The 26,529-nt window shown below is 64.4% G+C and carries 24 protein-coding genes; 16 read left to right on the forward strand and 8 right to left on the reverse strand.

The features are described from left to right. Positions 1-4: 4 nt before the first annotated feature. Positions 5-1,000: an alpha/beta hydrolase gene (locus BM172_RS18775; protein ID WP_035323564.1), complete on the reverse strand. Its 996-nt coding sequence runs from the start codon at positions 998-1,000 to the stop codon at positions 5-7. A 253-nt stretch (positions 1,001-1,253) separates the two neighbouring features. Between BM172_RS18775 and BM172_RS18780 the strand changes: the two genes are divergently transcribed. The 6 genes from BM172_RS18780 (at position 1,254) to BM172_RS18805 (ending at position 8,173) form a co-directional block, all read left to right on the forward strand. Beyond that, entirely contained in the window at positions 1,254-2,150 is an 897-nt protein-coding gene (locus tag BM172_RS18780) for a LysR family transcriptional regulator (protein ID WP_026635714.1), read from the forward strand. A gap of 109 nt (positions 2,151-2,259) precedes the next feature. Next, the gene (locus BM172_RS18785; protein WP_026635715.1) at positions 2,260-2,934 is read left to right on the forward strand and encodes a hypothetical protein; all 675 of its coding nucleotides are present in this window, start codon (positions 2,260-2,262) and stop codon (positions 2,932-2,934) included. 263 nt (positions 2,935-3,197) lie between these two features. Beyond that, on the forward strand, positions 3,198-5,249 hold the full coding sequence (locus tag BM172_RS18790) for a DUF4034 domain-containing protein (RefSeq protein ID WP_035323566.1): 2,052 nt from the start codon (positions 3,198-3,200) through the stop codon (positions 5,247-5,249). Positions 5,250-5,293: 44 nt separating this feature from the next. Next, a complete protein-coding gene (locus tag BM172_RS18795) occupies positions 5,294-7,144 on the forward strand; it encodes a M48 family metallopeptidase (protein WP_197022873.1) in 1,851 nt (616 codons plus the stop codon). 74 nt (positions 7,145-7,218) lie between these two features. Continuing rightward, the gene (locus tag BM172_RS18800) at positions 7,219-7,485 is read left to right on the forward strand and encodes a hypothetical protein (RefSeq protein WP_026635718.1); all 267 of its coding nucleotides are present in this window, start codon (positions 7,219-7,221) and stop codon (positions 7,483-7,485) included. A 67-nt stretch (positions 7,486-7,552) separates the two neighbouring features. After that, positions 7,553-8,173: a cytochrome c oxidase assembly factor Coa1 family protein gene (locus tag BM172_RS18805; protein WP_035323568.1), complete on the forward strand. Its 621-nt coding sequence runs from the start codon at positions 7,553-7,555 to the stop codon at positions 8,171-8,173. A gap of 53 nt (positions 8,174-8,226) precedes the next feature. Here BM172_RS18805 and BM172_RS18810 read toward each other — a convergent pair whose 3' ends face one another. From BM172_RS18810 to BM172_RS18825, 4 genes are all read right to left on the reverse strand, one after another. Continuing rightward, positions 8,227-10,125, reverse strand: coding sequence for a S9 family peptidase (locus BM172_RS18810; RefSeq protein ID WP_331279773.1), 1,899 nt, complete (start codon positions 10,123-10,125; stop codon positions 8,227-8,229). Positions 10,126-10,351: 226 nt separating this feature from the next. Then, complete coding sequence (gene motB / locus BM172_RS18815) at positions 10,352-11,317, reverse strand: flagellar motor protein MotB (RefSeq protein WP_035323570.1); 966 nt, start codon at positions 11,315-11,317, stop codon at positions 10,352-10,354. Further along, positions 11,314-12,183, reverse strand: a complete 870-nt coding sequence (gene motA, locus BM172_RS18820) for a flagellar motor stator protein MotA (RefSeq protein ID WP_026635720.1) — start codon at positions 12,181-12,183, stop codon at positions 11,314-11,316. Before motA ends, motB begins: the two co-directional genes overlap by 4 nt. An 84-nt stretch (positions 12,184-12,267) precedes the next feature. Continuing rightward, the gene (locus BM172_RS18825) at positions 12,268-12,762 is read right to left on the reverse strand and encodes a hypothetical protein (RefSeq protein ID WP_051548804.1); all 495 of its coding nucleotides are present in this window, start codon (positions 12,760-12,762) and stop codon (positions 12,268-12,270) included. A 172-nt stretch (positions 12,763-12,934) separates the two neighbouring features. On the opposite strand from BM172_RS18825, the gene BM172_RS22575 reads away from it, so the two are divergent. Next, positions 12,935-13,231 carry a hypothetical protein gene (locus BM172_RS22575; RefSeq protein WP_026635721.1) on the forward strand — a complete coding sequence of 99 codons (297 nt, stop codon included), beginning with the start codon at positions 12,935-12,937 and terminating at the stop codon, positions 13,229-13,231. 170 nt (positions 13,232-13,401) lie between these two features. After that, positions 13,402-14,655, forward strand: a complete 1,254-nt coding sequence (locus tag BM172_RS18830) for an N-acetylmuramidase domain-containing protein (protein WP_026635722.1) — start codon at positions 13,402-13,404, stop codon at positions 14,653-14,655. 191 nt (positions 14,656-14,846) lie between these two features. Here the strand turns inward: BM172_RS18830 and BM172_RS18835 are convergent, their stop codons facing one another. Continuing rightward, positions 14,847-15,476: a YceI family protein gene (locus BM172_RS18835; RefSeq protein ID WP_051548806.1), complete on the reverse strand. Its 630-nt coding sequence runs from the start codon at positions 15,474-15,476 to the stop codon at positions 14,847-14,849. Between the two features lie 217 nt (positions 15,477-15,693). Between BM172_RS18835 and BM172_RS18840 the strand changes: the two genes are divergently transcribed. Then, the gene (locus BM172_RS18840) at positions 15,694-16,602 is read left to right on the forward strand and encodes a winged helix-turn-helix domain-containing protein (protein ID WP_051548808.1); all 909 of its coding nucleotides are present in this window, start codon (positions 15,694-15,696) and stop codon (positions 16,600-16,602) included. Between the two features lie 93 nt (positions 16,603-16,695). Further along, on the forward strand, positions 16,696-16,872 hold the full coding sequence (locus tag BM172_RS22580; protein ID WP_177218838.1) for a glycine zipper domain-containing protein: 177 nt from the start codon (positions 16,696-16,698) through the stop codon (positions 16,870-16,872). Positions 16,873-16,874: 2 nt separating this feature from the next. On the opposite strand, the gene BM172_RS18845 is transcribed toward BM172_RS22580, so the two are convergent. Next, on the reverse strand, positions 16,875-18,392 hold the full coding sequence (locus BM172_RS18845; protein WP_026635724.1) for an MFS transporter: 1,518 nt from the start codon (positions 18,390-18,392) through the stop codon (positions 16,875-16,877). A 211-nt stretch (positions 18,393-18,603) separates the two neighbouring features. Here BM172_RS18845 and BM172_RS18850 point away from each other — a divergent pair, with 211 nt between their 5' ends. From BM172_RS18850 to BM172_RS18875, 6 genes are all read left to right on the forward strand, one after another. Further along, positions 18,604-19,470: a LysR family transcriptional regulator gene (locus BM172_RS18850; RefSeq protein ID WP_026635725.1), complete on the forward strand. Its 867-nt coding sequence runs from the start codon at positions 18,604-18,606 to the stop codon at positions 19,468-19,470. Between the two features lie 142 nt (positions 19,471-19,612). Then, positions 19,613-20,212, forward strand: a complete 600-nt coding sequence (locus BM172_RS18855; protein WP_026635726.1) for a hypothetical protein — start codon at positions 19,613-19,615, stop codon at positions 20,210-20,212. A 59-nt stretch (positions 20,213-20,271) separates the two neighbouring features. Further along, positions 20,272-20,754: a hypothetical protein gene (locus tag BM172_RS18860; protein ID WP_026635727.1), complete on the forward strand. Its 483-nt coding sequence runs from the start codon at positions 20,272-20,274 to the stop codon at positions 20,752-20,754. A 40-nt stretch (positions 20,755-20,794) separates the two neighbouring features. Then, positions 20,795-21,307: a hypothetical protein gene (locus BM172_RS22585; protein ID WP_177218839.1), complete on the forward strand. Its 513-nt coding sequence runs from the start codon at positions 20,795-20,797 to the stop codon at positions 21,305-21,307. Continuing rightward, positions 21,304-23,145, forward strand: coding sequence for a CPBP family intramembrane glutamic endopeptidase (locus tag BM172_RS18870; protein ID WP_051548812.1), 1,842 nt, complete (start codon positions 21,304-21,306; stop codon positions 23,143-23,145). The genes BM172_RS22585 and BM172_RS18870 overlap by 4 nt, the downstream gene beginning before the upstream one ends. 121 nt (positions 23,146-23,266) lie before the next feature. Then, positions 23,267-24,079, forward strand: coding sequence for a hypothetical protein (locus tag BM172_RS18875; RefSeq protein ID WP_026635729.1), 813 nt, complete (start codon positions 23,267-23,269; stop codon positions 24,077-24,079). Here the strand turns inward: BM172_RS18875 and BM172_RS18880 are convergent. Then, entirely contained in the window at positions 24,069-26,285 is a 2,217-nt protein-coding gene (locus BM172_RS18880; protein WP_026635730.1) for a prolyl oligopeptidase family serine peptidase, read from the reverse strand. The genes BM172_RS18875 and BM172_RS18880 overlap by 11 nt on opposite strands. Positions 26,286-26,529 lie beyond the last annotated feature (244 nt).

Raw genomic sequence — 26,529 nt, forward strand, 5'->3', positions numbered from 1 at the left:
GGGTTCATTCGAGATGGCTGCGGAAGAAAGCGGTCAGCTTGTCGAAGGGGATGAGATCAACGCGGTCGTACAGGTCCACATGGCCCGCGCCAGGCACGACGAAAAGCTCCTTCGGCTGCTTCGCCAGCCGATAAGCGTCCTCGCTGAACTCGCGCGAATGCGCGTTCTCGCCGGTGATGAAAAGCAGCGGCCGCGGCGAGATGGTCTCGATGTCGTTGAACGGATAGAAGTTCATGAACTTCACGTTGCTGCTGAGCGTTGGGTGCGTGGTCAGCGCCGGCGAAGAGCCGGGCGGCGTGTATTCGCCGCGCGGCGTGCGGTAGAAGTCGTAGAACTCGCGCTCGATCGGCGTGGAGTGCTCGTCCAGCTGGTGCACCGTGCCGCTGGTGTAGCGCTTGTCGCCGCCGGCAAACTCTACGTCGCGTTGCGCCGCTGCGTCCGCGATGATCCGCTTGCGCTGATCGAGGCCCAGGCCGTGCCGGAGTCCGTTGCGATTGGCGGCGCCCATGTCGTACATGCTGACGGTCGCGATCGCCTTCATGCGTGGATCGATCTTCGCCGCGCTGATGACGAAGCTGCCGCTGCCGCAAATGCCAATGACGCCGATTCGCTGGCGATCGACGAAGGGCTGCGTATCGAGAAAGTCGACCGCCGCGCTGAAATCCTCGGCGTAGATATCGGGCGATACGGCGTTGCGCGGCTGGCCTTCGCTTTCGCCCCAGAACGACAGGTCGAGGGACAGCGTTACGAAGCCCTGTTCGGCCATCTTCGTGGCGTAGAGGTTCGCGCTCTGTTCGTTCACCGCGCCCATCGGATGGCCGACCACGATGGCGGCATGCTTACGATTGCGGTCCAGGGTCTTCGGCACGAAAAGGTTGCCGGCGACGGTCATCTGATACTGATTCTTGAACGTCACCTTCTGGATGACGACGAGGTCGCTCTTGTAGAAGTTGTCGGCGTGGTTGGACATGTCTGCACCTGATGCGGAGAACGGGCCCATGAGCAGGGCGAATAACGCGATGAGCTTTTTCGCCTGGGGTTCCTTGGGGCGAATGGCCGTGACGGCGCGGGAGCCGCATGGCGATGCGGTTCCCTGGGGCGCTCTTGCCGAGAGGGCGCGGTAGCGAAGGCCTGCAGGCGTCGCACATGCCGCTTTCATGGAGGGCATTCTCGCGGGTGCGTAAGCCCTTGACTATCTAATGAAATCTTATGGAGGATATTAGTCAGGCTAATGAATGATCCGGAGCCCCGACGTGGCCAGGCGCAACCTCAACGATCTGCTCGCCTTCGTCACGGTGGCGCGGGAGGGCAGCTTCACGCGTGCGGCCGCCGTGCTGGGCGTTACCCAGTCGGCGCTCAGCCAGACTATCCGCGCGCTGGAACAGCGCCTCGATATCCGCCTCCTGACGCGAACCACGCGCAGTGTCGCTCCGACCGAGGCCGGCGAACGCCTGGCGCAGGCCATCGGGCATCGCTTCGAGGAGATCGAGGCGGAACTGGATGCGTTGTCCGCCATCCGCGGCGAACCGACCGGCACGGTGCGGATTACCTGCGCCGATCATGTGCTGCGCACCACGATCTGGCCCAAGCTGGTGCCTGTGCTGCGGGAGCATCCCGGCATCAACGTCGAGTTCGATGTGAGCTACGGCCTGCGTGACATCGTCGCGGATCGCTTCGATGCCGGCGTGAGGTTGGGCGAGGCGGTGCACAAGGACATGATCGCCATGCCGATCGGACCGAAGGTGCGTATGGCCGCCGTCGCTTCGCCCGCCTACTTTGCCGCGAACCCGCCGCCAAAGACGCCGCGCGATCTGCTGCAACACCGTTGCATCAATCAGCGACAAGGCGCCGGCGGCCTCTATGTCTGGGAGTTCGAGCGGAAGGGGCGTGAGCTGGAGGTGCGCGTGGAAGGCCAGGTAATAGTCAACACCTCGCCTCTTATCGTCGCGGCGGCACTCGATGGGATGGGCATTGCCTTCTTACCCGAAGAGGAATTCGCACCGCATATCGAGGAAGGACGGCTCGTGCGGGTGCTGCAGGATTGGTGTCCGCCGTTTCCGGGGTTTCACCTCTACTATCCCAGCCGCCGGCATCCGTCACCGGCTTTCTCGCTGGTGTTGAATGCGTTGCGGTTTCGTGGGGAGGCTTAGAGCCATAGAGGGGTTTGTCGGAGTCTTTAACTACGCGCCCGACACCTATAAGAAATCACAGGACCCGTAGTAACCTGCGCCGACGGAGTTTCCCCCGACAAGGACTTTCATGGTCATCCTGTCAGCGATCCTGTATTTCCTTACCTATCACCCCTTCTGGTCGTGGCCGGTGCTCGTTCTGGTGGGGTGGCTGTTGGCGCGCGTACTGGCGAAATGGCGCAAGAACAATGGCTGGTATGCGCTGCTCCTGGTCTTCTTCATCTATGCCCATGTCAATGTTTTCACCGCGCACATCTTCAATGCCTTGTTTCTCGAGGCGTTCGGCGTGGACGGAACGGCGGTCATCACCCACATGGAAGAAACCAGTTCGACCCTGAATGACCAGAACGTCTGGGATTATGACGCGGTGATGAAAACTGCGGACGGTCGTGACGTGGTGGCGCAGTTCGACACGATGTCCGCCAGTATCTATCCGATCACCAACGCGATCCTCATACCGCCCCAGGGCGAGACGTTCGCGGTCCGATATATTCCGGGGTTGCCGCGCAATTTCGTCATCATGCGAGACCATTCACCCTATGGGGTCAGGTATGTGATCGGCGAGGATCGTGGCCCCGTCGAGAAGGCGGCGGCGCAGTTTGCCGCCAGCCCGGGCAACCGCGCTTTCATCGCGGAATATCGGGAAGCGCTGACCACGTTCATCGCCAAGCACCACGATGACGCCGACCCCGCCCTGATCGAGAGCTATAAAGATCAGCTCGACGCGTTGCCGCCGTCGAATTGAAGCGCCGACCGCCGTTCCGAACCTGGTTGACGTCGATCGCCTCACCGCAGGCACGCGTTTCGGCGATAGGGGCAGGCTTATAGCCTGGGCGCCCTGCGGCCAGGCCCCGTATATGGAAGCGCAGAGCGTTCAGACAGCCACCGCCGCGATAGGCAGCCATGAAGCGGCCACGTGGCAAATCGATCCCTGATAATGATCGGCACTGCCAGCATGGTTGCCGGCAGGCTTCAGCCCCCACCCGCATACCACCCAAGGAGTTATCCATGCAGGTCATCACAAGCACGCCCCCCTTGCCGCTCGATGCCCCTCAATGGGCCCGGTTCCGGCAACGGGAACAATTGCGAAAGGCGATGCTTGAGGGACGCTTTGACGAGGTCGAGCGCACCATGGCGGCGCTGGAGGCGGCATGGTGGCAATCGACCGGCGCAACAGATGACCACTACACGTTCCTGGCCACCGGTGGCGGTCTGTTCGACTATGCCAGCGTCGACGCGGGCCTGCGGCTGGAACGGCTTCATGCCTGGAGAGAAGCCTGCCCGGGCTCCTACCATGCGAGGCAGATCCTCGGTCAGTATTATTTTCGTCGGGCCTGCGACATCCGGACCGCGGGCTGGGCATCCGAGGTTGGCGAAGACCAGTGGCTGGCGGCGCACATGGCCTGCGTGACAGCGGCCGAGCACCTGTTGGAGGCCATGGCGCTCTCGGAGCGGCCGGCGCTTGCTGCCGAAACCATGATGCAGATAAGCCAGTATCTCGGCCAGCCGGACTTTGTCGATGCGCTGTTTCGCGGGTCGCCCATGGAACAGACCATGCAGCGCGAGGCATTCGAGCCCGACCTATACGAGGCGGCCTGTGCCCGGCTTGCCAGACATGGATTGAAGCCGCCAGGAACGCTGACGGCGACGCTCCCTGCGTCTCTTCCTCCCCTGCAGAAAGGGGATGCCCAAAATCCGGGCTACTACTGGCTGCGTTACTGCCTCTCGCTCAGGCCCCGCTGGACCGAAATCCTGGCGGCCTACGCCCAGTACCTGAGCCCACGTTGGGGCGGCGACGATGGAGAGGTCGAAAAATTTGCCACGGGTCCTTTGTGTTCTGCACTCAATGAGCAGGAGCGCAATACCGTCAGGTGGCCTGGCGTGCATGATGCATTGACGCTGCCCGATTACCCGGAGCCGGGCGATGTTCGCGAAATCGCCGCCAGGGAGAAAATCTTCAAGAAGTGGCTTGCCCGGGACCTTTCCGATGGCTTGCGTTTCATGTCGCTCGGGAAGTACGCCAATTTCACCCACTACTCGCTTGCCGACGCGACACTGGCGCATGAGCGCCATGTCGAATCCATTCGATATTGCAAGCCGCCCGAGACCTATCTGGTCGTTGATGGTCCGTTTCGGGATTTCACCAACTTGATGCTGATCAAGCATATCGGTGACGCGCATCTTGAAGACACCGAGGGCGCTTATGCGAGCGTCCTGCAAACCGCCGTCCGCCATTTCGACGAGCCGACCATTCTGACGGTGGCCGCCTTCGCCTGGCAGTTCGGCATGTGGGGAATCGAGGCCGATCCGGCCATTGCAACGAAGTTGATCGACCGGGTCGCGCAGCTCGAACCGCTCTATGAGCCTGACGCATTTACGCCGATGCACGCCTGTCGAATGATATGGGATGGAGGATTTCAAAAGGAGGCGACCTATCTCACCCGCGCCTTTGCAGAAAGACGCGTGTACTCCGGCGCGGCAAGCATGTACGACATCACGGGGGGCATCCGGGCCGATGCCGATCCGTCGCTGCTCGACAGGAGCGAGGCGGATCGTTGGCTCGTGCAGGCGGTCGAGGAGGGCGAGCCGGTTGCGCTGTACAACTACGCCTGGCGTCTTGAACATGTCGACAAGCTCGATCTGACGGTCCGCGAGAATTTCGAACGCGTCCGCGATCTGTATGTGGGGGCGATGCATGGCGGCGTGGACATGGCCATGATCAGGCTGGCGAGCATCGACCGCCGGCATGGAACGGCGGAGGGAAAGCAGCAGGCCGTCGCCCATATGAAATCCCTGGTCGCCCACGATGACGATCATATCGCCGGCGAGGCCTATGGCGAGGTCGTGCTGGCCTATAAATATGGCGACGGGGTTCCCCAAAGCGAATTCATCGCCATGCAGTGGTTTGACCGTTACAAGGAACTCTTCCCCAATCATTCCGCACTGGAGTGGATGGAGACGCAGGTCTATGGGTCGACGGGGTGGCAGATGGCCGGGCGGGCAATGCGAGCCTTCTTCCTCGGCAAGAAACTCTCGAGCGAGCATCTTCCGCCGAAATGAGCGGCGCCATGCTCCAGCCTCCCCGTGAAGGCAGGTGGCGAGCCTTGGTCTGGCTCGCCTTTGGCGATCTGTGCCTGCTTGTCTGCGGCGTTGTGCTGGTCACGTCGCCTCTTTGGCTGGCATGGCTGGTGTCTTCGTGGCTTCTGTTGGCGCTGCTTGCCTTGCCTTCGCTGTCATGGGTGATTTACGGGCTGATGGTTCTGCGTGCCTATGCGAAGGCGCCGCCGGCATCGGTCTCGAGCGGCATGGAGCTGGATCTCGACAAAGTTCCAGCGCTTGCCGGGGCGCTGGAGCGCTTGCGGCTTGCCTGCGACGCGCCGGCCTTCACGGCCGTCCATATCAATACCGAACTGAATGCCTCCATCTACCAGGCGGGTTCCCGTGCGGGCCGGTCAAGGCACATCCTGGTGCTCGGTTTGCCACTGCTTGCCTTGTTGACGAGCGAGCAGGCCGCCGCCGTCATTGCGCATGAATACGCCCATATTTCCCGACGGCACGGCCATTTTGCCCGCTGGGCTTATATGGCCCGGCAACGCTGGGCGGCACTCGCCGCCTTGCATGAGCGCAATCATCGGCTGATCACCGCGCCGCTCAGATTGTTTCTGTCCTGGTACGTGCCGCGCATGCTGCGTGAAACCCTGGAGTTCTCGCGTCGTTGCGAGGCCGTGGCCGATGCCCAGGCCATGCAGGTGTGCGGCGCCGATGTCGCTTTCGCGACGGAAGTCGTCCTGGTATTGAGGCAAAAGGCCCTGTCCGAGCAGTTCTGGCCGGACACGTTCGCGCAGGCAGGTCGCGATGACATCTCGCGGGCGCAGCCATTTGCGCAGTTGTTGACGGAGCCGGCGAACAGCGGGCCGCGCGATGATGCGCAGGCCGCGGTCTGGCTGCACGAGAGTCTCTGCGAGCCACCGGATAATCGCAGCACGCATCCCGTCCTCGCTGAGCGCATCGCGGCGACAGGCGCGGATCCGGCCGCCCCGCTTCCGGATCGTCTGCCCTGGCGCCTTGGCGGGACCTCAGCGGCGACGGATTGGTTGAAAGGGGAGGCTTCCGGCATCGCCACCCAGCTTGACGCCGATTGGCGTGGACATGCGGCCGATGGCTGGCGGGATGCAAAAGAATGGCAGGCGCGGCAGCACGAAAAATTCCTGAGGCTCCTGCAACGTCGCGAGCAACAGGTATTCGACGAGCACGACTGGTTGCAGCTGGCGCAGTTGGCGGAGAAGTTCGATCCGGCAGGGACCCTTCGCGCCGAGGCCATTGCGCAGGGCTTGCAGGAGGCGCCCGACGACTGGGCACTACTCCAGCTCAAAGCCCTTGATCTGGAGCAAGGCGGCGATATTCATGGGGCGATTTCGCTATGGCATCGCATCAGCCACGACGCATCCTCTTCGGAATATCAGGCTCACCGTCAGCTTTGCGAGCTTTACCTGCGGCTGGGCGATCGGATGGCGGCGGAACGCCATCGGCAGATCGCCGACCGCTTGTGGACGGGCAGCGATGGAAGCCGGCCGGCCTTTGAAGGTTTTTTCCCGCACGGGATGCATGCCTCCGAACTCGCATTGCTGCAGGAGAAGCTTCAACCGCTCTTCCAGCACGCGCGCGCCATCTGGCTTTGCCGCGACACGCCGCCGGGCACGGCCGAGCTGCCGCGGTGGGTCTTGTATATCCAGGCTTACGAAGGTTGGTTCATGCGCATGGTCGGCAAGCTGACCGGTGAGGAGGATATGAGTGCCGCCGCCTGCAAACGCCTGCTGGAGCGATTACAGGCGCGACTGCATCTCTACCTGGAGGTGCAATTTATCGGTCCGGAGGACCGGATTCCCGCCCATTGCACGCATGACAGCTTGATTGCCCAGGCCGGCGTTGCCGCTCGGCCAGGCAGCGAGGCTTAGGCGCAGGCGGCCGTCTTTGATGATGGCAAGAGGGACTGTTCGTCCCTTGATCTTCGAATTCTCGTCCCATCGCCATGGAAAAGGACCTGAGCGCCGTGGCCGGCTGCGCGAGGGAGCAGCGTTCGCTGATCATGCTGATGCTGCACCGCGCCCAGCATGGCGGCACGGTCCAGTGGCTGCGCACACGGCCGGAGCTTGCCGCGAAAGTGTACGGGCTGGACAATCAGCCCTGTTGCACCGACGAGATGAAGCCTGGCCTGGAGGTTTGGTTTCAGGCGCGACACGTCATCGCCATCATCCGGAGTGACAAACCCGCTCAGGTCTCCGCAGAGGCAGGTTGAGCGGTTCTATACCAAGTATCGGTGCTCGTTCCGTTTAACGTCAGTCAACCAGCGCTCGGGGGCAAGTATGGAAAACACATCAGGCGGCGGCCGCAACGCAGTCGTGCCGCCGGAAATCGACAACTGGAACTGGGGCGCCTTCCTGCTCACCTGGATCTGGGGCCTGGGGAACAACACCTTTATCGCGTTCCTCATGTTCGTACCGTTCGTCAATATCCCGATGTGGTTCATTCTTGGCGTCAAGGGAAGCGCGTGGGCATGGAGGAACAAGCGCTGGGAAAGCGTGGAGGCATTCAAGCGTACGCAACGGAAGTGGGCCATGTGGGGCCCGGCTGTCGTGGTCTTTTTCGTGCTGTTCTCCGGAGGCATGTTCTGGACCATGGCGACGATCTTCAAGAACTCCGATGCGTACAAACTCGCCCTCAACGCCGTGCAGGTGAATCCGGAGGCAACCCGGATACTGGGCGCGCCGATCAAGCCGGGTTTTCCCACGGGCAGCATGCAGACCTCGGGCCCTGATGGAAGAGCCAGCCTGGCGTTCGATGTGGAAGGACCTAAGGGCAAAGGCACGGTCTACGTCATGGCGATCGAGGCGATGGGGCAGTGGCGCCTGGATGAAGCGGTGTTCGAAGATGAGGCAACAAAGCATCGGATCGATCTGCGTGCCGAGAGTGATCCCGGCAAGTAGCCGGTTTGGGAAATGCCTCTTTCGGCAAGTCACCGCTGCTCGATGAAAGGGTTCTATTTCCCCACCGCCAGATACTTCGCAAACCAATCCATCGACCGTTCCAGATAATCCTGCACATGCTTCGAGTCGGCGAAGCCATGCCCCTCATCGGGATACACCACCAGCTGCGTCGGCACTCCCAGGGTCTTCAGCGCGTGCCAGTACTCGAACGATTGCGACGGCGGGGCTTCCTCGTCGCGTTCGCCCACCATGATCAGCGTGGGAGTCTTTGTCTGCTTGATGAAATTGATCGCGGAGCTCTTTGCATAGGGCGCGGGATCGTCATATAGCGAGGCGCCGAAGTAGGGAATCAGCCACTGGTCGATGCGGTTCTCACCGTAATAGCTCTGCCAGTCCGACGCGCCGGCGGCAGCGACCGCGGCGTGGAAGCGCTGGGTCTGGGTGGGGGCGAACATGCTCATGAAGCCGCCGTAGCTGGCGCCGGCGATGCCGATACGGCGATCGTCCACCGGCGCCTGCTTCTCCACCGCATCGATGCCGGCAAGGATGTCGCGCAGGTCGCCATAGCCGAAGTCCTTGCGATTGGCCTGCACGAAGGCCTCGCCCTGCCCGAAGCTGCCGCGCGGGTTGGGCATGAACTGGAAGTAGCCGCTGGCCGCGTACATCGCTTCCATGCCGGGCCAGTACGGCAGCACGTCCCAGGACGGACCGCCGTGCACGTTGACGATCAACGGGTAGGTCTTGTGCGGGTCATAGTTCGCCGGATACATCAACCAGCCCTGCACACGGTGGCCCTCGTTGGTCCATTCCATCGATACCGCCTTGCCCCAATCCGGCTTCACCGCGGCGTTGAGCGAAGTGATCGCCGGCGGCGGCGTGTGGCCCAGCGTGCCGGCATGCACCTCCGGCGCTTGTTCGAATGTGCTCTGCTGAAATGCCAGGCGCTGGTGATCGGCCGAAAGCGACAGCGAAAGGGCGGAGCTGCCCGTGCCGATGGTCGCCGGCAGGTTGAAGTAGGGCGCCTGTATGCTGGCGCGGTCTCCGCTCAAGGTATAGGCGGCAAGTTGCACCTGCCCCTTGACGTTCTGATTGACCAGCAGCGTGTCCTGCGCTGTCCAGGCGAACCATCGCGGCGTCACCGCGGTACCGGGCGTAAGGTCGCTCACCACGCCACCCGCGGCCGGCACGCTGTAGAGATCGCCGCCATTGGAACCTTGGTCGCTCATCAGTCCACCGATGAAAGCGATTCGTGCGCCATCCGGCGACCATCGCGGCAACGCCATCTGCAGGCCGTGCAGCGAGCCCTGCATGGTGGCCGGATCGGCTACCACGCGTTGCACCATGTTGGCGCTTGCCTCTTGCACATAAAGCTTGGCCACCCACCAGTTGCCGTCGCCCGGCGGCGGCGCGGCGGTATAGGCGATCTGCGTGCCGTCCGGCGAGCGTTCGAATTCGTAGACGTACAGCGTATCCGCCGTCAGCGTGCGTAACGTGCCGCTGGCGACGTCGATGCTGCCGACACGCTGCAGTTCGAGATCGCCTTCGCCGATCACGCCCACCCGTGCCTTGCCTGCTGCGACAGCGTTGGCAAGGCGCGTGGCGCCGGACACGTAGAGGAAGTCCAGCGATCTGCCGTCCTTCGTCCAGGCCAGGGCACGCGCATAGCCGGAGAGCTCGGCCAGCCGGCGCGGCGCAGTCTTGTTGTCGATGCCGACGAGATAGATATCGTTGTGCACCGCCTGGGTGTTGGTCAGGTCATGACCGCAGTCCGCAATGAAGGCAATTTCCTGCGAGTCGGGCGCCCAGGCAATGTCGCGCTTGGCGCAGCCGGCGAGTTCCGTGCCCGTGTTCAGTGCCTGCGCGTGGTGGCCGGCGATATCGGTCAGCTGGATCGTCGGCTGCTTGCCTTGCAGCAGCCAGGCTACGTGCAAACCATCGGGCGAGATGGCCACGGGGCCGATGCGTTTGACCTGGTCGAGCCTGGCGAGCAGTTGAGAGACGCGCGAGCCCGTTGCGGGGGCGGTATCGGTTGCTGATGCGGCGAATGCGATTGGGCCGAGCAGAATTCCAGGAAGCAGCAGGCCGAGAAGCAAGTGCGAGCGGGAGAGCATGGTGCGACTCCGACACGTGGGGCCGTGACGCTACAACGCATCGATGTGGCGGCCAAGTGCGGGAGGGCTAGGGAGCCGATGGCGGAGCAAGAACGAGAGGCGCCACGGAGGGAAGCGTAGCTTCCTTCGAGATGGCGACGACAGGCCCGGCCTCCTGCGACAACGACGACGCCTCCGCCTGCTTGTTCATCACGATGATGCTGATCCGCCGGTTGATCGGATCGCCGGGATTGGCGCGGTCAAACGGCACCGATGCCGCCAACCCCACGACGCGCGCAATCTTGTCCTCGGCCAGGCCGCCATCGAGCAATGCCCGCCGCGCCGCATTGGCGCGATCCGCCGACAACTCCCAGTTGCCGTAATGATGGTCGCTGGTATACGGCGCATCGTCGGTATGCCCCGACAGGCTGATCCGGTTCGGTACCCGATTGATAAAGCCGGACAGCTCTTCCAGGATCGTCGCGGTATACGGCCGCAAGCGCGCACTACCCAGGTCGAACATCGGCCGGTTCTGCTTGTCCACGATCTGGATACGCAAGCCTTCCGGCGTGATATCCAGTAGCAACTGGTCCTTGAACGGCGCCAGCGCCTGGCTGCTCTGGATCGCCGCTTGCAACTGCTGCATCAGCTCTTCCAGCCGCGCGCGCTCCTGCCTGCGCGCCTCCTTCTCGATTTCCTTCGGGTCCACGCTGGCCGTGGCGCCGCCCTGGCTCTTGCCGCCAGGAGAGCGCGACAGATCCTTCGCGCCGCCGAGCTTGATCATGCTGGTGCTCGCGCCGCCTGGCCCGGTCTGGCCCGGCGGAGCCATGGTGGCCGTGCCCTGCGTCATGCTCGGGTTCTTGAAATACTCGGAGATGGCCGCGCGCTGCTCGCGCGTGCCGGCGCCGATCAGCCACATGACCAGGAAGAACGCCATCATCGCCGTGACAAAGTCGGCATAGGCCACCTTCCAGGCGCCGCCGTGATGCCCGCCGTGTCCGCGCTTCTTCACCCGCCGCACCACGATGGGCGGCAGCTGGCCCTGCTCGCTCATGCGGTGGCCTTCGCGCGCGGCGCCTTGAGGTGATCTTCCAGATCCTGGAAACCCGGACGCGCGTTGGTCGACAGCGACTTGCGCGCGAACTCCACCGATACCTTCGGGTTGTAGCCGCGCAGGTTGGCCAGCAGGGCGATCTTCACGCATTCGAAGGCCTTGCCGTCCTCCTGCACCCGGTTCTCCATCGCCGCACCCAGCGGGCCGACGAAGCCGTAGCAGAGCAGGATGCCGAGGAAGGTGCCGACCAGTGCGCCGGCGATATGCATGCCGATGCGCGAGGTATCGCCGTCGAGTTGCGACATGGTGGTGACGATGCCGAGCACGGCGGCGACGATGCCGAAGCCGGGCAGCGCATCGGCCATCTTGGTCACCGCCAGCGCGGGTGCCATGGCCTCGTGGTGATGCGCATCCAACTCCACTTCCAGCAGTTGCTCCAGCTCATGCGGATTCATGCTGCCGCCCACCATCAGACGCAGGCAGTCGGTGGTGAACTCGATCAGGTGGTGCTCGCGCAGCAGGCGCGGGTAGGCGGAGAACAGCGAGCTGGACTGCGGATCCTCCACATGCTGTTCCACGCTGAGCAGGCCCTCCTTGCGCATCAGGCTGAACAGGTCGTAGAGCATCGACAGCAGGTCGACATAATCCTGCTTGTGGTACTTGGGCCCCTTAAGCAGGCCGATGGCATCGCGCAACGCGCCCTTCACCACCTTGACCGGATTCGCCGAGAGGAAGGCGCCCAGCGCGCCGCCACCGATGATCAATAACTCATAGGGCTGCCACAGCGCGGCCATCTGGCCGTGGGACAGCAGGAAACCGCCGATAACGCATCCAAGCACCACGACGGCGCCAACCAGGACCAGCATGTGTCGCTCCGAGATACGGAGCCGGTTACTCCGTGATGCTGGTGGTATCGGCGGGTGTGGGGGAAAGTTGAGTGCTTGGTCTTCTTATCGCAGCAATACCCGTTGCACGCAGCGCGTACCCTGTGCATCGGCGTCATCTTTGGCCCGGGCAAGCATGGGGTGCACTTCGACATGGATGCCCGGCTTGTCGAAGGCGTCGTACAGCCACCGCCCGTGTTCGCCGCAGGCGGAATGGCGCGCGAAGCCCATGCCCTCCAACGAGGAAGTGAAAGCGGCGTAGTCCGGTTCGCAGGCTGTTACGGCGGCAGCCTCGGCATTCGGGATGGGGTCAAAGCCGAGCTCCAGTTGCGGGACATCATGCGGCTGCAGGAGATAGCGCTCCACACTGAACGCCCAGTTCCCCGGCAGGCGCTGGCCGAAGCCGAAGTGCCCTTCCTCGATCCGGCGCACGTCCTTGCCCATCGTCCGTTGCAGCAGTTCCGGTGTCACATCGGTAATGCCGTGGATGCCGCGGATCAGCTCGAGCATGCGCTCCAGCGCCTGCCTGGCGGTGAGATCTTGCGAGGGTGCTGCATTCATCGCGTCATGATCCTTGTGTTCGGCAGCATCTGCTAGTGCAAGAGCCTGGCTTGTCCGGGATGGCGGCGCGCTGAAGTCCGGCGATGGCAGATAGCCAACGAATGAGACGGAGCGTCAAGCCGTCTCCCTGCCGGATCTTTAGACTTCAATCCTCGATAAGCAGGGGAATTCCATGGCCGACAAACTGCCTTACCCGCAAGCCATGTACCAGGTCTGCGCTCTGATGGGCTGGACTGAAGCCGGTCAGCCCGTAATTAACCAGGATCGCGGCATGACCGTGGTCAAGGCGGGGCGTGGCAACGCGATCGTGCTGATGACCAACGACAGCGATATCCGTTCCGCATGGGACCCGCTGGATGGCGACCGGCAAGTGCGGGCGCGCGATCAACTGATATCCGTCCTGAAGCGCATGGGTATTCGGCCGGAAACGTCCTACATGATCGATCCATCCATGTGGGGAGTCAGCTAGCTCCACCAGACATGCACCGAACAGGGGACGGCGGTGGCCAGGGAGATACGGCCGCCTCCGTCCTTTTTTATTGCCGGTGCGGGGCTAGGGAACACCCTAGTAAATTTCCCGGCCGAATCGCACTAGATTCGGGGTCTATCGAGCATAGCCTTCGGCAGGGAGCGACTCCGATGACCTCGACCAGCAGCGTTGGCGGCAGCGACAGCCAGAACTCCGCGACCCAGTCGTTCAACAGCCAGGGGGCGACGCCTTACGGCGGCTCGCCGCAGCCGGATGCCGTCGCGGGCACCACCCTTTCCATCCCCTCCGCCACCGCAGGATTGGATTTCACCCACGCGGTGGCGCCCGGCGAAACGGTCGACTCGCTGGCCGCACGCTACAACATCGATGCCAATGCCATCCGCGCCGCCAATCCGGACCTGCTGCAGGCGGCCTCGGGCAGCTTCGACTTCACCAGCTCGCTGCCCGAACTGCAGGATGCGGTGAAGGACGTACAGCCCTGGGCTGGCGTCAGTCTCGACATCCCGGCGGCCAATCCGCGCATGGTGATGGAACATACGGTGATGCCCGGCGAGACGATCGAATCGATCGCCAAGGATTACGCCATCAAGGCCACCGACCTGCGCCAGGCCAACCTGTCGTCGCTGGCGCTGCAGGCCATGCTGACGACGCCGCCGTCGATCGAATCCGGCCCGGGCAGCATCGGCACCATCGATACCAGCAAACTGACCGGCGTGCAGCTCACTGCGGCCGAGACCTACAACAAATATGGCTTGGCCATCGAGGGCCTGGCCAATGCCGCCGGCATCAAGGTCAAGGACGTGCTGGGCATCATCATCCAGGAGACGGGCGGCACGATCGATCCCAATGCGCGCATGACGATCCGTTTCGAGGCGCACAAGTTCGCCGGCTTCATCGATCCCGCGCAGCAGGCGGAATTCGATCAGCATTTCACCTACAACCATGCCATCAGCTACAAGGGACAGAAGTTCAACGCCACCGGCGATCCGGACGACTGGCATTCGCTGCATCCCACCGGCACCGCCAAGGACCAGGACATCAACTGGGATGCGTTCAACTATGCCTATGGCATGGATCCGGAGGCCGCCGCGGCGTCCATCTCAATGGGCCCCGGGCAGGTGATGGGCTTCAATCACGACAAGGTGGGCTATGCGTCCGCCGACGCGATGTACCAATCGCTGAAGGACAATGCGTACAACCAGTTCGCATCGATGACGCAACTCATCGGTGCAACCCCTAAGATGAAGAAGGATCTCAACAACGGCGACTACGATGCCTTCGCGAAGTTGTACAACGGCGGCATTTCCGGCTACGGCGAGAACGTGAAGAATTATGCGCAGGCGTTCGAGGACGTCGTCAACGCCATGACGCCGATCGATCCGGCCGTCGCCACGCGCCCATAGGTTGTCACGCACCCGTAGGCATCACGCACCCATGGCTCGTCATCCCGGCGCAGGCCGGGATCCAGTAGCGTCACCGTTCGATTGTCACTGCACGACACCAACGCTTTTGCGTTGAGGCCTTCGTGCTGCACATCGCCACTGGATCCCGGCCTGCGCCGGGATGACGAGTTGGTGCCAGGATGGCGAACTGATTATTTCTCCTTCGCCGCCGCTTCTTCCTCCGCATCCTTCTTCAGATACGCCGCATACCCCTTCGCCTCATCCGCCTGCGTAGTGACATGCAGCGTCACCTCGTCGCTTACCTGCGGCACGAACTTGCCCAGGCCGAAGTCGGAGCGCTTGAGCCTGGCCATCGCTTCGAAGCCCACCGCGGGCAGCTTCAGCCGCGGGTTCTCGCCGATCTTGTTGATTGTCACGTCCAGGGTGACCGGCCTGGTCACGCCACGCACGGTGAGGTTGCCCGTCACCTTGAGCTGGTTGGCCATCCCGGTGGTTTCGACCCGCGTGCTCTTGAAGGTGGCATGGGGAAACCGGGCCAGGTCGAAGAAGGCAGGGGAGCGCAGGTCCTCGTCGAGGTCGGGAATGCCGCTGCTGAGGTAGGCCAGCGGGATGGTGACCATGACCGAGGCTTTGGTCGGCTCGGCCGGGTCGAACTCCAATGTGCCTTCGACACGGGTGAACTGCGCGGTGGGGTAGGCGAAGTCCAGATGGCCCCAGCGGACGGTGCCCATCGAGTGATTGGGTTCCAGCGTGTAGGTCATGGCCCAGAGCGGGCAGGTGGCAAGGGCGAGCGCAAGGGCGAAGGCGGATCGGCGGATCATGTGGGTGGCTCCAGGTCTGGGTTGGGTGCAGGCCGCGGCGGATCGGCGGCGGCGTGCCCCGGCACCATCGCCGGCGGCCGCGGGGGAAGTCCTGAAAAAGCTTCTGAAATGGCCTGAAGACTTCTGAAGCTGGGCCTGGGCGCGTTCGGTTGTGGCCCGCAAACGTTGGTGCGACTATCCGGCGGCTTTCCCCAGGTGGCGATAAACAGTGAGTTACATGCCGTCCGACCCCGAGCGCCCGACGCGGGGCACCTTGCGTATCGGCGACTGGATGGTCGACCCGGTCGCCGACCAGATTTCCCGCGACGGCGCCACCCAGCGGCTGGAGGCCCGCAGCATGCGCCTGCTGCTGTGCCTGGCCGATCGTGCCGGCGAGGTGGTCAGCATCGACGAACTGCTCAATGAGGCGTGGGCCGGCGTCATCGTCACGCCCGATTCGGTCTACCAGGCGGTGACCTCGCTGCGCCGCTTGCTGGGGGACGATCCGAAGCAGCCCAGCTATATCGCCACGGTGCCGCGGCGGGGGTATCGCCTGATCGCGACCGTGCAGACGTCCTCGACCAAGCCCGCCGCACCGGCTCCCGTCTCCGCGGCGGCAAAGCCGGAACCGATCAAGCTTCCCAGGCAAGGCCGGGGCGCCTTGCTGGGCGCCGCGCTGGCGCTCGGCGTCGTGCTGCTGCTGTGCGGTGCGGTCTCGTCCTATTGGCTGCTGCGCGACCACCCGGCCGCTGCGCCTGCCGCCCGCACCGTCGCCGTGCTGCCCTTCCTCGACCTCACCGACAAGATGAGCGAGGAGCCGTTTGCCGACGGCATGACCGAGGAACTGATCGACAAGCTGAGCACGTTCCCCGGCATGCAGGTATCCGCGCCGACCTCCTCGTTCTATTACAAGGACAAGCAGGTGCCGGTAGCCGAGATTGCCAAGTCGCTCGGCGTGGCCTATGTGCTCGACGGCAGCGTGCGCAAATCCGGCGAGACCATGCGCGTGGCAGCGCGGCTGGTGCGCGCGGGCGATGGCTTCGTGGTGTGGTCGGCAACTTACGATCGCTCGGCAGGCGACAAGTTGAAGGTGCAGGATGAGATCGCCGCCGAGGCGGCGAAGGCGTTGACGCCGGCGATTCGATAGGTGGGTGCGTCTTCATGGCCGATGCGAGCCCAGGCGTTCTTCCAGCGCCTTGTTCGTTTGATCGGAAACGCGTGATCCGCAGAGGAGACCGTCATGTCAGATGAGAGCAATAGCAAACAACGCAAGACGGTCGGCATCGGTCTTGCCGTAGGTGTCGCCATCGGGACGGCGCTGGGCGTGGCCCTGGGCAATCTCGCGGTGGGCATTGCGCTTGGCATCATCCTGGGCGCCGCCATTGGCATCTTCGGTGCGAAGCGCGGGGCGCCTTAGCGTCAGGCGCTGCCGGCATCCGTCGCGCAGTATTTCGGCGCGGCAAGTTCCTTTCGACTCGAACCGAAAGTGACGAAGCTGGCTGCCGCCAGTAGCCATGCGCCGATACCGCCGTAGAGCATCACCCAATGAAAGCCGTGCACGAGTGCATCGTGCGCGAGCGTGTTGTGGGAAGAAAGATTGCCGGCGGCGATCCGGTTGGCGAGGTTGCGCAACGACACCGCATCCGCGGCACCCGGGCCGGCATGTTCCAGGTGCGCAAGAATGCCTTCGATCAACAGGAACCCCATCAAGGCGATGTTGATGGCCAGCGTAATCAGCCGCGCACTCATGTCGATGCCCGACGCCATGCCGGCGCGCGCCGTTGGCACCGAAGCGGTCGTCGTATTCGTCACCGGCGTGTTGGTCATGCCCAGGCCGATGCCTGCCAGTGCGCAACCCGCCAGCAGCGCCGGCAAGCCGAGCGCACCGTGCAGTTGCATGACGAAGAAACCGAGTCCGATGGTGAACAACCCGGCTGGAATCACCACGCGCGGCTGATAACGCACGGTCAGTCGTTCGGCCAGCGGAGGCATCACCAGGGTGGGCAAGGTGTAGGCGAGCAGCGCACCGCCCGAGGCCACGACGCCATAACCCAGCACCGACTGGAAATAGATCGGCAGGTAGATCATGAACGGCCAGAAGCTGAAGTTCATGCCCATCGAGCCGTAGAGCGCGCCGGAGAACGGGCGGATGCGCAATACCGAGAAGTCGAACATCGGATGCGCGCGGTGCTTTTCCACGTACACGAAGGCAATGAAGCTGGCGGCCGAGCCCATCAGGGCAGTGAGCGCCAGCGGATGGCGCAGCCCCAGCGACGGCCCCTGCGTGATGAAGAACGTCAAGCCGAATACGGCCAGCGACATCGATACGATGCCCGCGACATCCAGCTGCCTGGCTTGCGGATCGCGCGACTCGTCCACGCTCCACGCGATCAAGCCCAGCGTGACCAGCGCCAGCGGCACCTGGATCAGGAACACCCAGGTCCAATCGAGCAGCACGGCGATGGCGCTGCCGATCATCGGCCCGAAACCCAGGCCGACACCGAAGATGATGCCCCAGGCCGCAAAGGCGCGGCTGCGCGCCGGCCCTTGCTGGAACTGGTGCGACAGGGCGGCAATCTGGCAGATCACCATCGCGCCGCCGCTCATGCCCTGCAGGAAGCGCGCGGCGATCAGCGCCGATGCGTCGCGCGCCAGTCCGCAGGCCAGCGAGGTGATGCCGAACGCGAGCACGCTGAGCAGCAGCATGCGCTTGCGTCCGTAGCGGTCGGCCAGGGTGCCGGAGGCCATCAGCACGGTGGTGCAGGCGATGGTGTAGGCATTCATGATCCACTGCGCGCCGCTGAAGCCGGCATGCAGCTGTTGCTCCAGCGTGGGCAGGGCGGCGGGGACGCTGGAGATCTCCAGCCCGAACATCAGCGCAGCGAGGCAGATCGCGACCGCGGCGACACCATTTCGATGAGCGGTGGAGAGAGGCACGGGATAGCTCCGGGTCGAATGGACGAGGGCATGGCGGAGCAGACGCTGGCCGCACGCGGACGCCGCGCGATGCATGTATCGCAGGGAAAGAGGGCGGGGCGCGCCGGTTCGGGCTGCCGCGCGAAGGTTGCTGTCTCTATTCTCGGTACACGCCATCCATGACGGAAATGATTTATTTTTGTAGCCCCCATTAAAGGGCGTCATTAATCCCATGGACTTCGACCCCGCCCTGCTGCGCGCCTTCGTCGCCGTCAAAGACGCTGGCGGTTTCACCCGTGCCGCGCAGCGCCTCAACCTCACGCAATCGGCGATCAGCCATCAGATCCGCCGCCTGGAAGAGCAGGTGGGTCGGCAGCTGCTCTATCGCACCACGCGTGCGCTGACGCTGACGGAAGACGGCGAGGAGTTCCTGCAGTACGCGCAGAAGATCCTCGACACGCTGGACACCATGGCGCGGCGCTTCCGCCCGTCGCCGATTTCCGGCGTGGTGCGCTTCGGCGTGCTGGAGAATTTCCTCGGCGATCGCCTGCCCACCTTGCTGTGCCAGTTCGGCCGCGCGTTTCCCTCGGTGCGGCTCGATGTCAGCGTCGGCATGAACCTGGACCTGATGCCGATGATCAAGGCCGGCGAACTGGACCTGGCCGTGGTGATGACGGCGCCGGCTGACAAGGAGGGTACGCCGCTGCGTCGCACGCAGTTCGTGTGGGTTGCCGCGGAAACCTTCGATGTGCCGGCGGACGCATCGCTGCCGTTCGCGTTCTTCCCCTCGCCATGCATCAACCGCCAGGTCGGTATTGGTTCACTGGAAGGAAAAGACGTGCCGTGGCACGTGGTGTTCACTTCGCAGAGCCAGCAGGGCATCCGCGCCGCCATACTTGCGGGCCTGGCGATCACCGTGCTGGCGCGCGACGACGTGGAGCCCGGCATGAAGATCGTCGACGGCCAGTACGGCCTGCCATCGCTGTCCAAGGTGGATTTCACGCTGATCTGGAGCGCCGGGGGCAAGACGCCGGCGGCGGTCGAGTTCGGGCGGATGATCGAGCAGATGGCGCGCGGTAAGCTACCGCGGGCGTCATAAAGCACCGACTCGTAGGTTGGGGTGAGCCATAGGCGAACCCCAACAATGCGGGGCGCATGAAGGTGCTGCTGTTGGGGTTCGCCTATGGCTCACCCCAACCTACGCCGGTATAGGAAGAATTTCGCCTTTGGGGGGGCGATCCATGCGCAAGTGGGTTTTCATACTGATAGCGGTGCTGGTCGGCCTGGTCGTCCTGCACAAGTGGCGGCAGCGCCCGCCCCCGCCCGCCGCCGGCGTGCTGGTCACCGGCGCACCCATGCAGGAAGACATCGCCGGCGGCACCCGCCTGCAACTGGGCCAGGTCACCCTCGTCACCCGCGCCCGCTTCGAGCTGACCGCGCGCGTGCTCTCGCGCGAGGACTACCGCTTCGATGCCGGCGCCTCGCTCGTCCCGGTGGATCTCGCGCTGGGCTGGGGGCCGATGTCCGACAGCGCCGTGCTGGACAAGATCTCGATCAGCCAGGCCAATCGCTTCTACTACTGGCACGTCGACGATTTCCCGATCCCTCGCCGCGACATCGAAACCTCCAGCGCCAACATGCACATGATTCCCGCGGACGACGCGGTGCATCGCGCGCTGGATCGCGTGCGGCCCGGGGAAGTGATCCATCTGCGCGGCTTCCTGGTCGATGCCAGCCGGCCGGATGGTTGGCAATGGCATACCTCGATGTCGCGGGACGACACCGGCAACGGCGCGTGCGAGCTGGTCTATGTAGAGGACATCGGCGAGGCAAGCCACTGAGCCTTCAGCGCGAGGGTTTTTGCCGTACGCTGCCGGCACCCACCCCACGGAGTGTCCCCATGAAAGCGTTCTGCGCCGCTGTGTTGCTTTGTGGCCTGATCCAGGGTGCGCCCGCCATGGCGGCGCCATCTGGCGCGTCCCCCTTGCTCGGCACCTGGGCCGTCGATACCGCGCGCCTGACCATGCCGCCGGCGGCACGTCCGAAGAGTGTCACCTTCACCTTCGCCGATGCGGGCGAGGGCAAGTGGAAGACCGAGGTCGACATCGTCGATGCCGGCGGTGTGCAGATGCACTCGGTGTCCACGGCCGCCCTCGATGGTTCGGCCGCGCCGATCAAGGGCGGCATGGAGGCCGATACCGTCGCGCTGCAGAGCCCGGGCGCCAACGTGCTGATCATGGCGCTCAGCAAGGGTGGCGTGCCCGGATCGACGCGCATCTACACTGCCGCTCCGGATGGCAAATCCCTGGTCGAAACCGCCGTGTACTTCGGCGACCACGGCGTGCCGATCATGCGTACGCACTACTTCACGCGCGTCCGTTGACCTGCCCGGGGCCATCCGCGGCCGCATGGCCGCGGATGGCATGCGCACGCCGATTCCCCGTGCTAACGTGCGCCGGCGGCCAGGGGGGCCGTATCACAGGGGAAAATACGTGGCTAAGCGTAGCGAGCCGGCACGTTGGTACTGGCCGACGTTCGGCAATATCGCCGATGCCGAGCAGGCATCGAACCAGGGCATGTGGGCGGCGGTGTTCTGCGCCGCCGTCACCGCCATCATGGCAACCATCAGCGTCTTTGCCTCGACCGGCGTGATGGGCATTCGCCCGTCGGCGTATGTCGACGCCGTGCTGTTCGCCATCATTGCATGGCGCATTCATGCGCGTTCCAAGGGCTTCGCCATCGCGGGCCTGGTGCTGTTCGGGATCGAGAAGGTGTTCCAGGTGATCACCCAGCCGCAGAGCATGCGCTTCGGCATCTTCCTGGCGGTGATCCTGCTGCTGTGTTTCATCAGCGGCGTGCGCGGCACCTTTGCCTATCACCGCTTCAAGGCCGAGGAGGCGAATGCGCTTCCTGCGGGGGGCGGGCTGGCGGAATGATCGCGGCGCGCCGTGTGCGCGCCTGGCTGGCGGCGGCCTGTCTGGCCGCCGCCTTGCCCTGCGCGGCGAATGACGATGTATCCATTGCGGCCGAGGTGCTGCGCACGCCATCGCGCGCATTCGAGCAGGTGTCGGACCGGCAACAGCTTGCCTATGTGAAATTGCTTGGCGCCTATGCGCGTGAGGAAACCGCGCACCCGGCTGACGTGGCGCTGGTGATCGCTCGCTGCGACTTCGTCGCCATGTTTGCCGACAGCGAAGAAGTCACCTGGGCGGAGGACGCCCAGAACGACTACCAGGCTTGCCAGAAGCAATTGGCTGACCGTTTCCAGGGCGATGCCGAAGCCAACCTCTACGTGGCCGAGCATCGTTACGGCAAGGAAAGCCTGGAATTCGCCAACGGTCTGCTGCCGGCGAGCGATCGCTGGACTCCCAAGCAGCGCGCCCGCTTGCATGCCGTGCTGGCCCGCGGCCATACGGCGGCCAAGCAGACCAAGCTTGCCGGCGAGGAAGCGCTCGCCGCGGTGCGGCTGGATCCGGGCAGCGACCAGCTGGTGACGGCCTTGCGTTATCTCTGCGATACCGGCCACCAGGCCGATGCGGAAGCGATGCTCGCCAGCGCGCCGCCGCCGGCGGAGCGTTCCTGGCTTGAAACGCAGCGCGTACGCCTTGCCGCGGACAAACTCAGTCCAGCGGCCGCACTGACCGAACTGCGCCGCGCCGAACAGGCCAAGGCGCCGATCGATGCCTGGCTGAAGGCGCGCGTGTATCTGCTGGCGGGCATGCCGGCGGAAGCTGCCGATGCACTGAGCCATATCAAAGTCCAGCCGGCCTACCAGAACCCGGAGCAGTTCAAGCTGCGCATGGAGATCGCCGCGGCGCGCAAGGATGGCAAGGCAGCGGAAACGGCGCTGCACGAATGGTTCGGCAAGACCGGCATCACCATGCCGCTGCTGGTGGCCTACGGCAAATGGCTGACCGGCGATCCGCGCCAGCTGTTCTCCATCTCGCTGGCGCCGCTGGCGCTGGCTCTCCTGGCCACGTTGTTGTTCCTGGCTTGCATGCCGGGCTTGCTCGCGTTTCCCGCGCACTATCGGGGCACGGTGCGGGCCAGGCTCAACAAGCCGACGCTGTCGCTGTTCGAGCCGATCGGCCTGCGCCACATGTGGTGGGGCCTGGGCGCGTTCCTGGTGGCGAGCGCGGCGGTGCCGATGCTGTGGGCAGGGGACAGCCTGCCGGCGCTGGAGGGCGCGCGCTCCATGCTCGCCGGCGAACAGGCCACGGTATTCACCCTGTACCTGGCGACCGTCCTGGCCGGCGCCGCGCTGCTGGCCTGCGTGGCGTGGCGCCTTCCGTGGCGCGCCTGGGCCGGCGATCAGGGCCTGAAGGCCGCTGTCGTCACGGTGCTGGTGTGGTCGGTGCTGAAGATCCTGGTGGTATGGGCGCTGGCGCATGCGCCGCATACCGCGGCGCCCGCGCAGGTCAACTCGCACGACCGCGTGGTCGCGACGCTGATCCTCGCCGCCCATCATGTCGGCGGTCCTGCGCTGGCACTCGCGCTGATTGCCGTGCTGGTGCCGCTCTACGAGGAGCTGGTGTTTCGCGGCTTCATCCTCGGCGGGCTGGCCAGGCACATCAGCTTCGGGTGGGCCAACGCGTGGCAGGCGCTGCTGTTCGCCGTGCTGCATTTCGATGCGCAGCATTTCGTGTTCTACCTGGCGATAGGCTTGCTGGCGGGATGGCTGGTGCGCCGCACGCGCGGCCTGGGTGCGTCGATCGCCCTGCACGCGGCAAACAATGCCGTTGCCTGCGTGGCGATCTTGCTGTCGATGGGTTGATGTTCGACAGCTTCAAGCAAGCTATTTTTCAGCGATAAATAGCCAGTCCCCGATGCGATATCCTCGCGCTGCTTTCGCGGTGGATATCGCATCCACCCATCGTTCGTCAGGGGAGGGGCTCATGAACGAATCGATCCGGCAGGCGGCGCAGCGCATCATCGCCAGCATGCAATCCATGTACGGCGGCGAGTTCACTTACCTGCCCGTCGACGAAGTGCAGTTCCGGCATCTGGATCTGCGTGCGTATCGCGAATTCCAGGCACGGCACGAAGCGAAGGCATTCCGGCATCTGTGCGATGTCGAGATCGCCGAGGTTTCCCATTCGCCCACCACGATACTGGCGCGCACCTATATCCGCAGCATGGTCTCCGCGCACGGCGCGGTGGCGGCGGACTACTACCAGGTCAGGCCGCGCATGGATCGCCTGTGGCGCATGCTGCTGCGCGGACTGGGCAACGGGCGCTGGATCGACGCGCCGCGGTTCTTCTTGCGTACGCTGAAGACTAGGCACTGTGTCGGCTACACCACGGAGCTTGGCAACGGGCACTTCATCGTCACCAGCAATGCGCAAGCGGCAAGCAAGATCGGATCGCCGCCCACCATCGACAACGAATTCCATCCGTACGGCACGCTCACGCAGGTGGTGATGGACCGGCACATGGTGCGCCTGCGCAGCCGCCTGGAAGCCGAGCCGCAGTTGCGCGTCAGGATGCTGGGCAGCGCGGAAGAACTGGAGGCGCAACGCCGCCGGATGAAGCAGCAGAAGGATGCCTATCGCGCCTCGGTCGACTGGGTGTCGAAAGAAGAGCTGGCGAACATGGGCAGCGATCCGCGCGTGGCGGCCGCGATCTACGAGGAAGTACGCCGGCAGCTGGGCGTCACCGCCGAAGGCCCCGGATCGAGACCTCCGGCGCAGGAAACGCTCAGCGCGTAGGCAGCTGAGCGTCGAGGAACGCGTAGATATCGGCGAACTCGGTCGCTTCCGCACCGAGCGACACCTGGATGCCATGCCCCCCGTTGGCATTGGTGCGGATCCAGACCGGCTTGCCGCTGGTGTTGGAAGCGCGCAGCTTCGCGGCGAACTTGCCGCTCTCCCAAGGCGCGACGCGGCTGTCGTTGAGGCCTACGTCCAGCATCACCGATGGATAGGCGGTCTTCGGCTTGAGGTTCTGGTACGGATCCATGGCCAGGATAAAGGGGAAATCCGCGGCCTTGCGCGGATCGCCCATCTCGCCGACCTGGTTGGCGCCGTTGGGCGCCTGCATCAGGCGCACCGGGTTGAGCATGGCGACACGGACTATCGCCGCGCCGAACGCCTTGGGGTAGTTGGCCAGCGCGCCGCCGATCAGCAAGCCGCCAGCGCTGCCGGAAATGAGGCCGGTGCGTTCGGGGCGGCTGTAGCCGAGCTTGCTCAGCGCTTCCACGCTGGCGATGAAATCCTCCACGCCCTTGTGCTTGTTCGGTCCCTTGCCGGCCTGGTGCCAGGCCTCGCCCTTCTCGCCGCCGCCGCGCACGTGCGCATAGGCAAAGATGTTGCCGTGCTTGACCCATTCGAGCCGGATCGGATTGAACACCGGCACCTGCGACAAGCCGTAGCTGCCGTAACCCCACAGGATGGCGCGATGGTTGCCGTCGAGCACGGCGTCCTTGCGGTGCAGGACGGTCAGCGGCACGCGCGTGCCGTCCTGGCTGGTCACTTCGGTCTCGCTGATCTGGATCATGCTGTAGTCGGCCGGGCTGGTCTGGTCCTGGCCGAGCGTGTGCATGGACCGGTCCTTGCTGTCGTAGCGCCAGGCCTTGGCCGGCGTGGTCCAGCCGCGCAAGGCCAGCAGGAAGCCATCCTCGTCGTTGTCGGCATGGAACAGCGAGGCGGCGCCGGTCAGTGGCATCGAGACGCTATCGATCTTGCCGCTGCGGTAATCGATGCGGCGGACGCTGTCGATGCCGTTCCGGGTCACCTTGACGTACAGGGCATCGCGCGCGGTGGCGACTTTCTGCGTATCGAACAGGCTGAGGCCGACGATGATCTCGTCGTCTTCCAGCGGCAGGATCGAGCGCGCCTGCGCCAGCGACGCATCCGGTTTCGAGAGATCGATGGCGAGCACCTCGCCGTTGGAATGTTTGCGGGCGGAGACGAGGTAAAGCATGTCGCCATGGATGGCCGCCTCTTCCACCTTGTCGTCCAGTTCGGCGATGCAACGCCAGCTCACGCCCGGCTTGATCGCCTCGGCCTGCGGCGCGACGCAATAGCGCGTTTCCGGCTGCGCGCCTGTCGCCGCGGCGATGGCCCAGCGCGATCCGGCGGGGAAGTCGATTTGCGGGAAGCGATTGGAGGGAATCGCGAACGAGGCATTGACGCCTTCGCCGGTGCCGGCGCGCAGCAGGGTCGGATCCTGCGCCACGGGCGTGCCGAGCCGATGGAAGCGCAGGCGCATGTCCTGGATCGGATCGCCATCCGTGCGCTGGTCTTCAGGTGCCATCTGTGTATACGCGAAGCCGCTGCTGTCGGGCAGCCAGTCGGCGCCGAATTCGCCCCACACCGGCTCGACCGCATCGCCGGTGGATTTGCCGGTCTGCACATCGAACACTTCCAGGCGCGTAACTTCGGCGCCGCCGCGATCCGTATTGACGGCCACCTTGCTGCCATCGGGCGAGAGCGCGAACAGCGTGATCGAGGCGTGGCCGCCTTCGGCCAGCGTGGCCGGATCGAGCAGAACGCGCTCCTTGCCGTCGGCTTCGCGCACCATCAGGGTGCCGGTGCCCTGGCCCTCCTGGCGGATGAAGAACAGCCGGCCACCGGCATAGCGCTGCGCGCGATAGACCACTTCGTTGCCGCTGGTCTTGCCCAGCGTTTCCTGCCAGGCCTTCAGCGTCGGCAGCGCATCGAGCTTGGCGCGCGTGTAATCGCCCTGTGCCACCAGCCACTTCTGAAACTCGGCATTCTTCTCGCCTTCCATCCAGCGATACGGGTCGCTCAGGCTGTTGCCGAAGACGTGGTCGACCACGTCGACGCGACGCGCGGGCGGCGGTCCGTCGGTCTGCGCGGCGAAGATGGCCGGTGTGCTCAGCGCGGCGGCGCAAGCGATGGCGGCGAAGCGAAGCGAAACAGGCAGGCGGCGCGAAGCGGAACGACGGCTCATGCGTTGTCCTTGCGAGCGATGTAAGCGATGCAGCTTAGCGTCGTTCGCGCCGACGCGGCGTCATACCCGTCGAAGGTCATGAGTGCCGGACAGAATGTGATGGCGTTCGCGCTTCGCAATCTCATGCGACGACCACAAAAACCGGCCGCGCCTCGCCAGGCCTTATGCCATGCGGAATCACGTTCTCTTCACGCGGCCGGGCGGTTGATAAACCTTCGGATATGAGGGCGCGCCCCACGAGGGG

Origin of the sequence: Dyella marensis, from assembly GCF_900112865.1 — a bacterium.
GTDB lineage: Bacteria > Pseudomonadota > Gammaproteobacteria > Xanthomonadales > Rhodanobacteraceae > Dyella_D > Dyella_D marensis_A.

Bases quoted from the DNA above. Each gene is read 5' to 3' on its own strand.
- motA (WP_026635720.1), bottom strand. From the start codon at position 12,183: ATGCTGGTCCTGGTTGGCGCCGTCGTGGTGCTTGGATGCGTTATCGGC.
- BM172_RS18835 (WP_051548806.1), bottom strand. From the start codon at position 15,476: ATGATCCGCCGATCCGCCTTCGCCCTTGCGCTCGCCCTTGCCACCTGC.
- BM172_RS18785 (WP_026635715.1), top strand. From the start codon at position 2,260: ATGGTCATCCTGTCAGCGATCCTGTATTTCCTTACCTATCACCCCTTC.
- BM172_RS22580 (WP_177218838.1), top strand. From the start codon at position 16,696: ATGTCAGATGAGAGCAATAGCAAACAACGCAAGACGGTCGGCATCGGT.
- BM172_RS18850 (WP_026635725.1), top strand. From the start codon at position 18,604: ATGGACTTCGACCCCGCCCTGCTGCGCGCCTTCGTCGCCGTCAAAGAC.
- BM172_RS18840 (WP_051548808.1), top strand. From the start codon at position 15,694: ATGCCGTCCGACCCCGAGCGCCCGACGCGGGGCACCTTGCGTATCGGC.
- BM172_RS22585 (WP_177218839.1), top strand. From the start codon at position 20,795: ATGCGCACGCCGATTCCCCGTGCTAACGTGCGCCGGCGGCCAGGGGGG.
- BM172_RS18800 (WP_026635718.1), top strand. From the start codon at position 7,219: ATGGAAAAGGACCTGAGCGCCGTGGCCGGCTGCGCGAGGGAGCAGCGT.
- BM172_RS18875 (WP_026635729.1), top strand. From the start codon at position 23,267: ATGAACGAATCGATCCGGCAGGCGGCGCAGCGCATCATCGCCAGCATG.
- BM172_RS18775 (WP_035323564.1), bottom strand. From the start codon at position 1,000: ATGGGCCCGTTCTCCGCATCAGGTGCAGACATGTCCAACCACGCCGAC.
- BM172_RS18855 (WP_026635726.1), top strand. From the start codon at position 19,613: ATGCGCAAGTGGGTTTTCATACTGATAGCGGTGCTGGTCGGCCTGGTC.
- BM172_RS18880 (WP_026635730.1), bottom strand. From the start codon at position 26,285: ATGAGCCGTCGTTCCGCTTCGCGCCGCCTGCCTGTTTCGCTTCGCTTC.
- BM172_RS18830 (WP_026635722.1), top strand. From the start codon at position 13,402: ATGACCTCGACCAGCAGCGTTGGCGGCAGCGACAGCCAGAACTCCGCG.
- BM172_RS22575 (WP_026635721.1), top strand. From the start codon at position 12,935: ATGGCCGACAAACTGCCTTACCCGCAAGCCATGTACCAGGTCTGCGCT.
- BM172_RS18825 (WP_051548804.1), bottom strand. From the start codon at position 12,762: ATGAATGCAGCACCCTCGCAAGATCTCACCGCCAGGCAGGCGCTGGAG.
- BM172_RS18805 (WP_035323568.1), top strand. From the start codon at position 7,553: ATGGAAAACACATCAGGCGGCGGCCGCAACGCAGTCGTGCCGCCGGAA.
- motB (WP_035323570.1), bottom strand. From the start codon at position 11,317: ATGAGCGAGCAGGGCCAGCTGCCGCCCATCGTGGTGCGGCGGGTGAAG.
- BM172_RS18870 (WP_051548812.1), top strand. From the start codon at position 21,304: ATGATCGCGGCGCGCCGTGTGCGCGCCTGGCTGGCGGCGGCCTGTCTG.
- BM172_RS18790 (WP_035323566.1), top strand. From the start codon at position 3,198: ATGCAGGTCATCACAAGCACGCCCCCCTTGCCGCTCGATGCCCCTCAA.
- BM172_RS18860 (WP_026635727.1), top strand. From the start codon at position 20,272: ATGAAAGCGTTCTGCGCCGCTGTGTTGCTTTGTGGCCTGATCCAGGGT.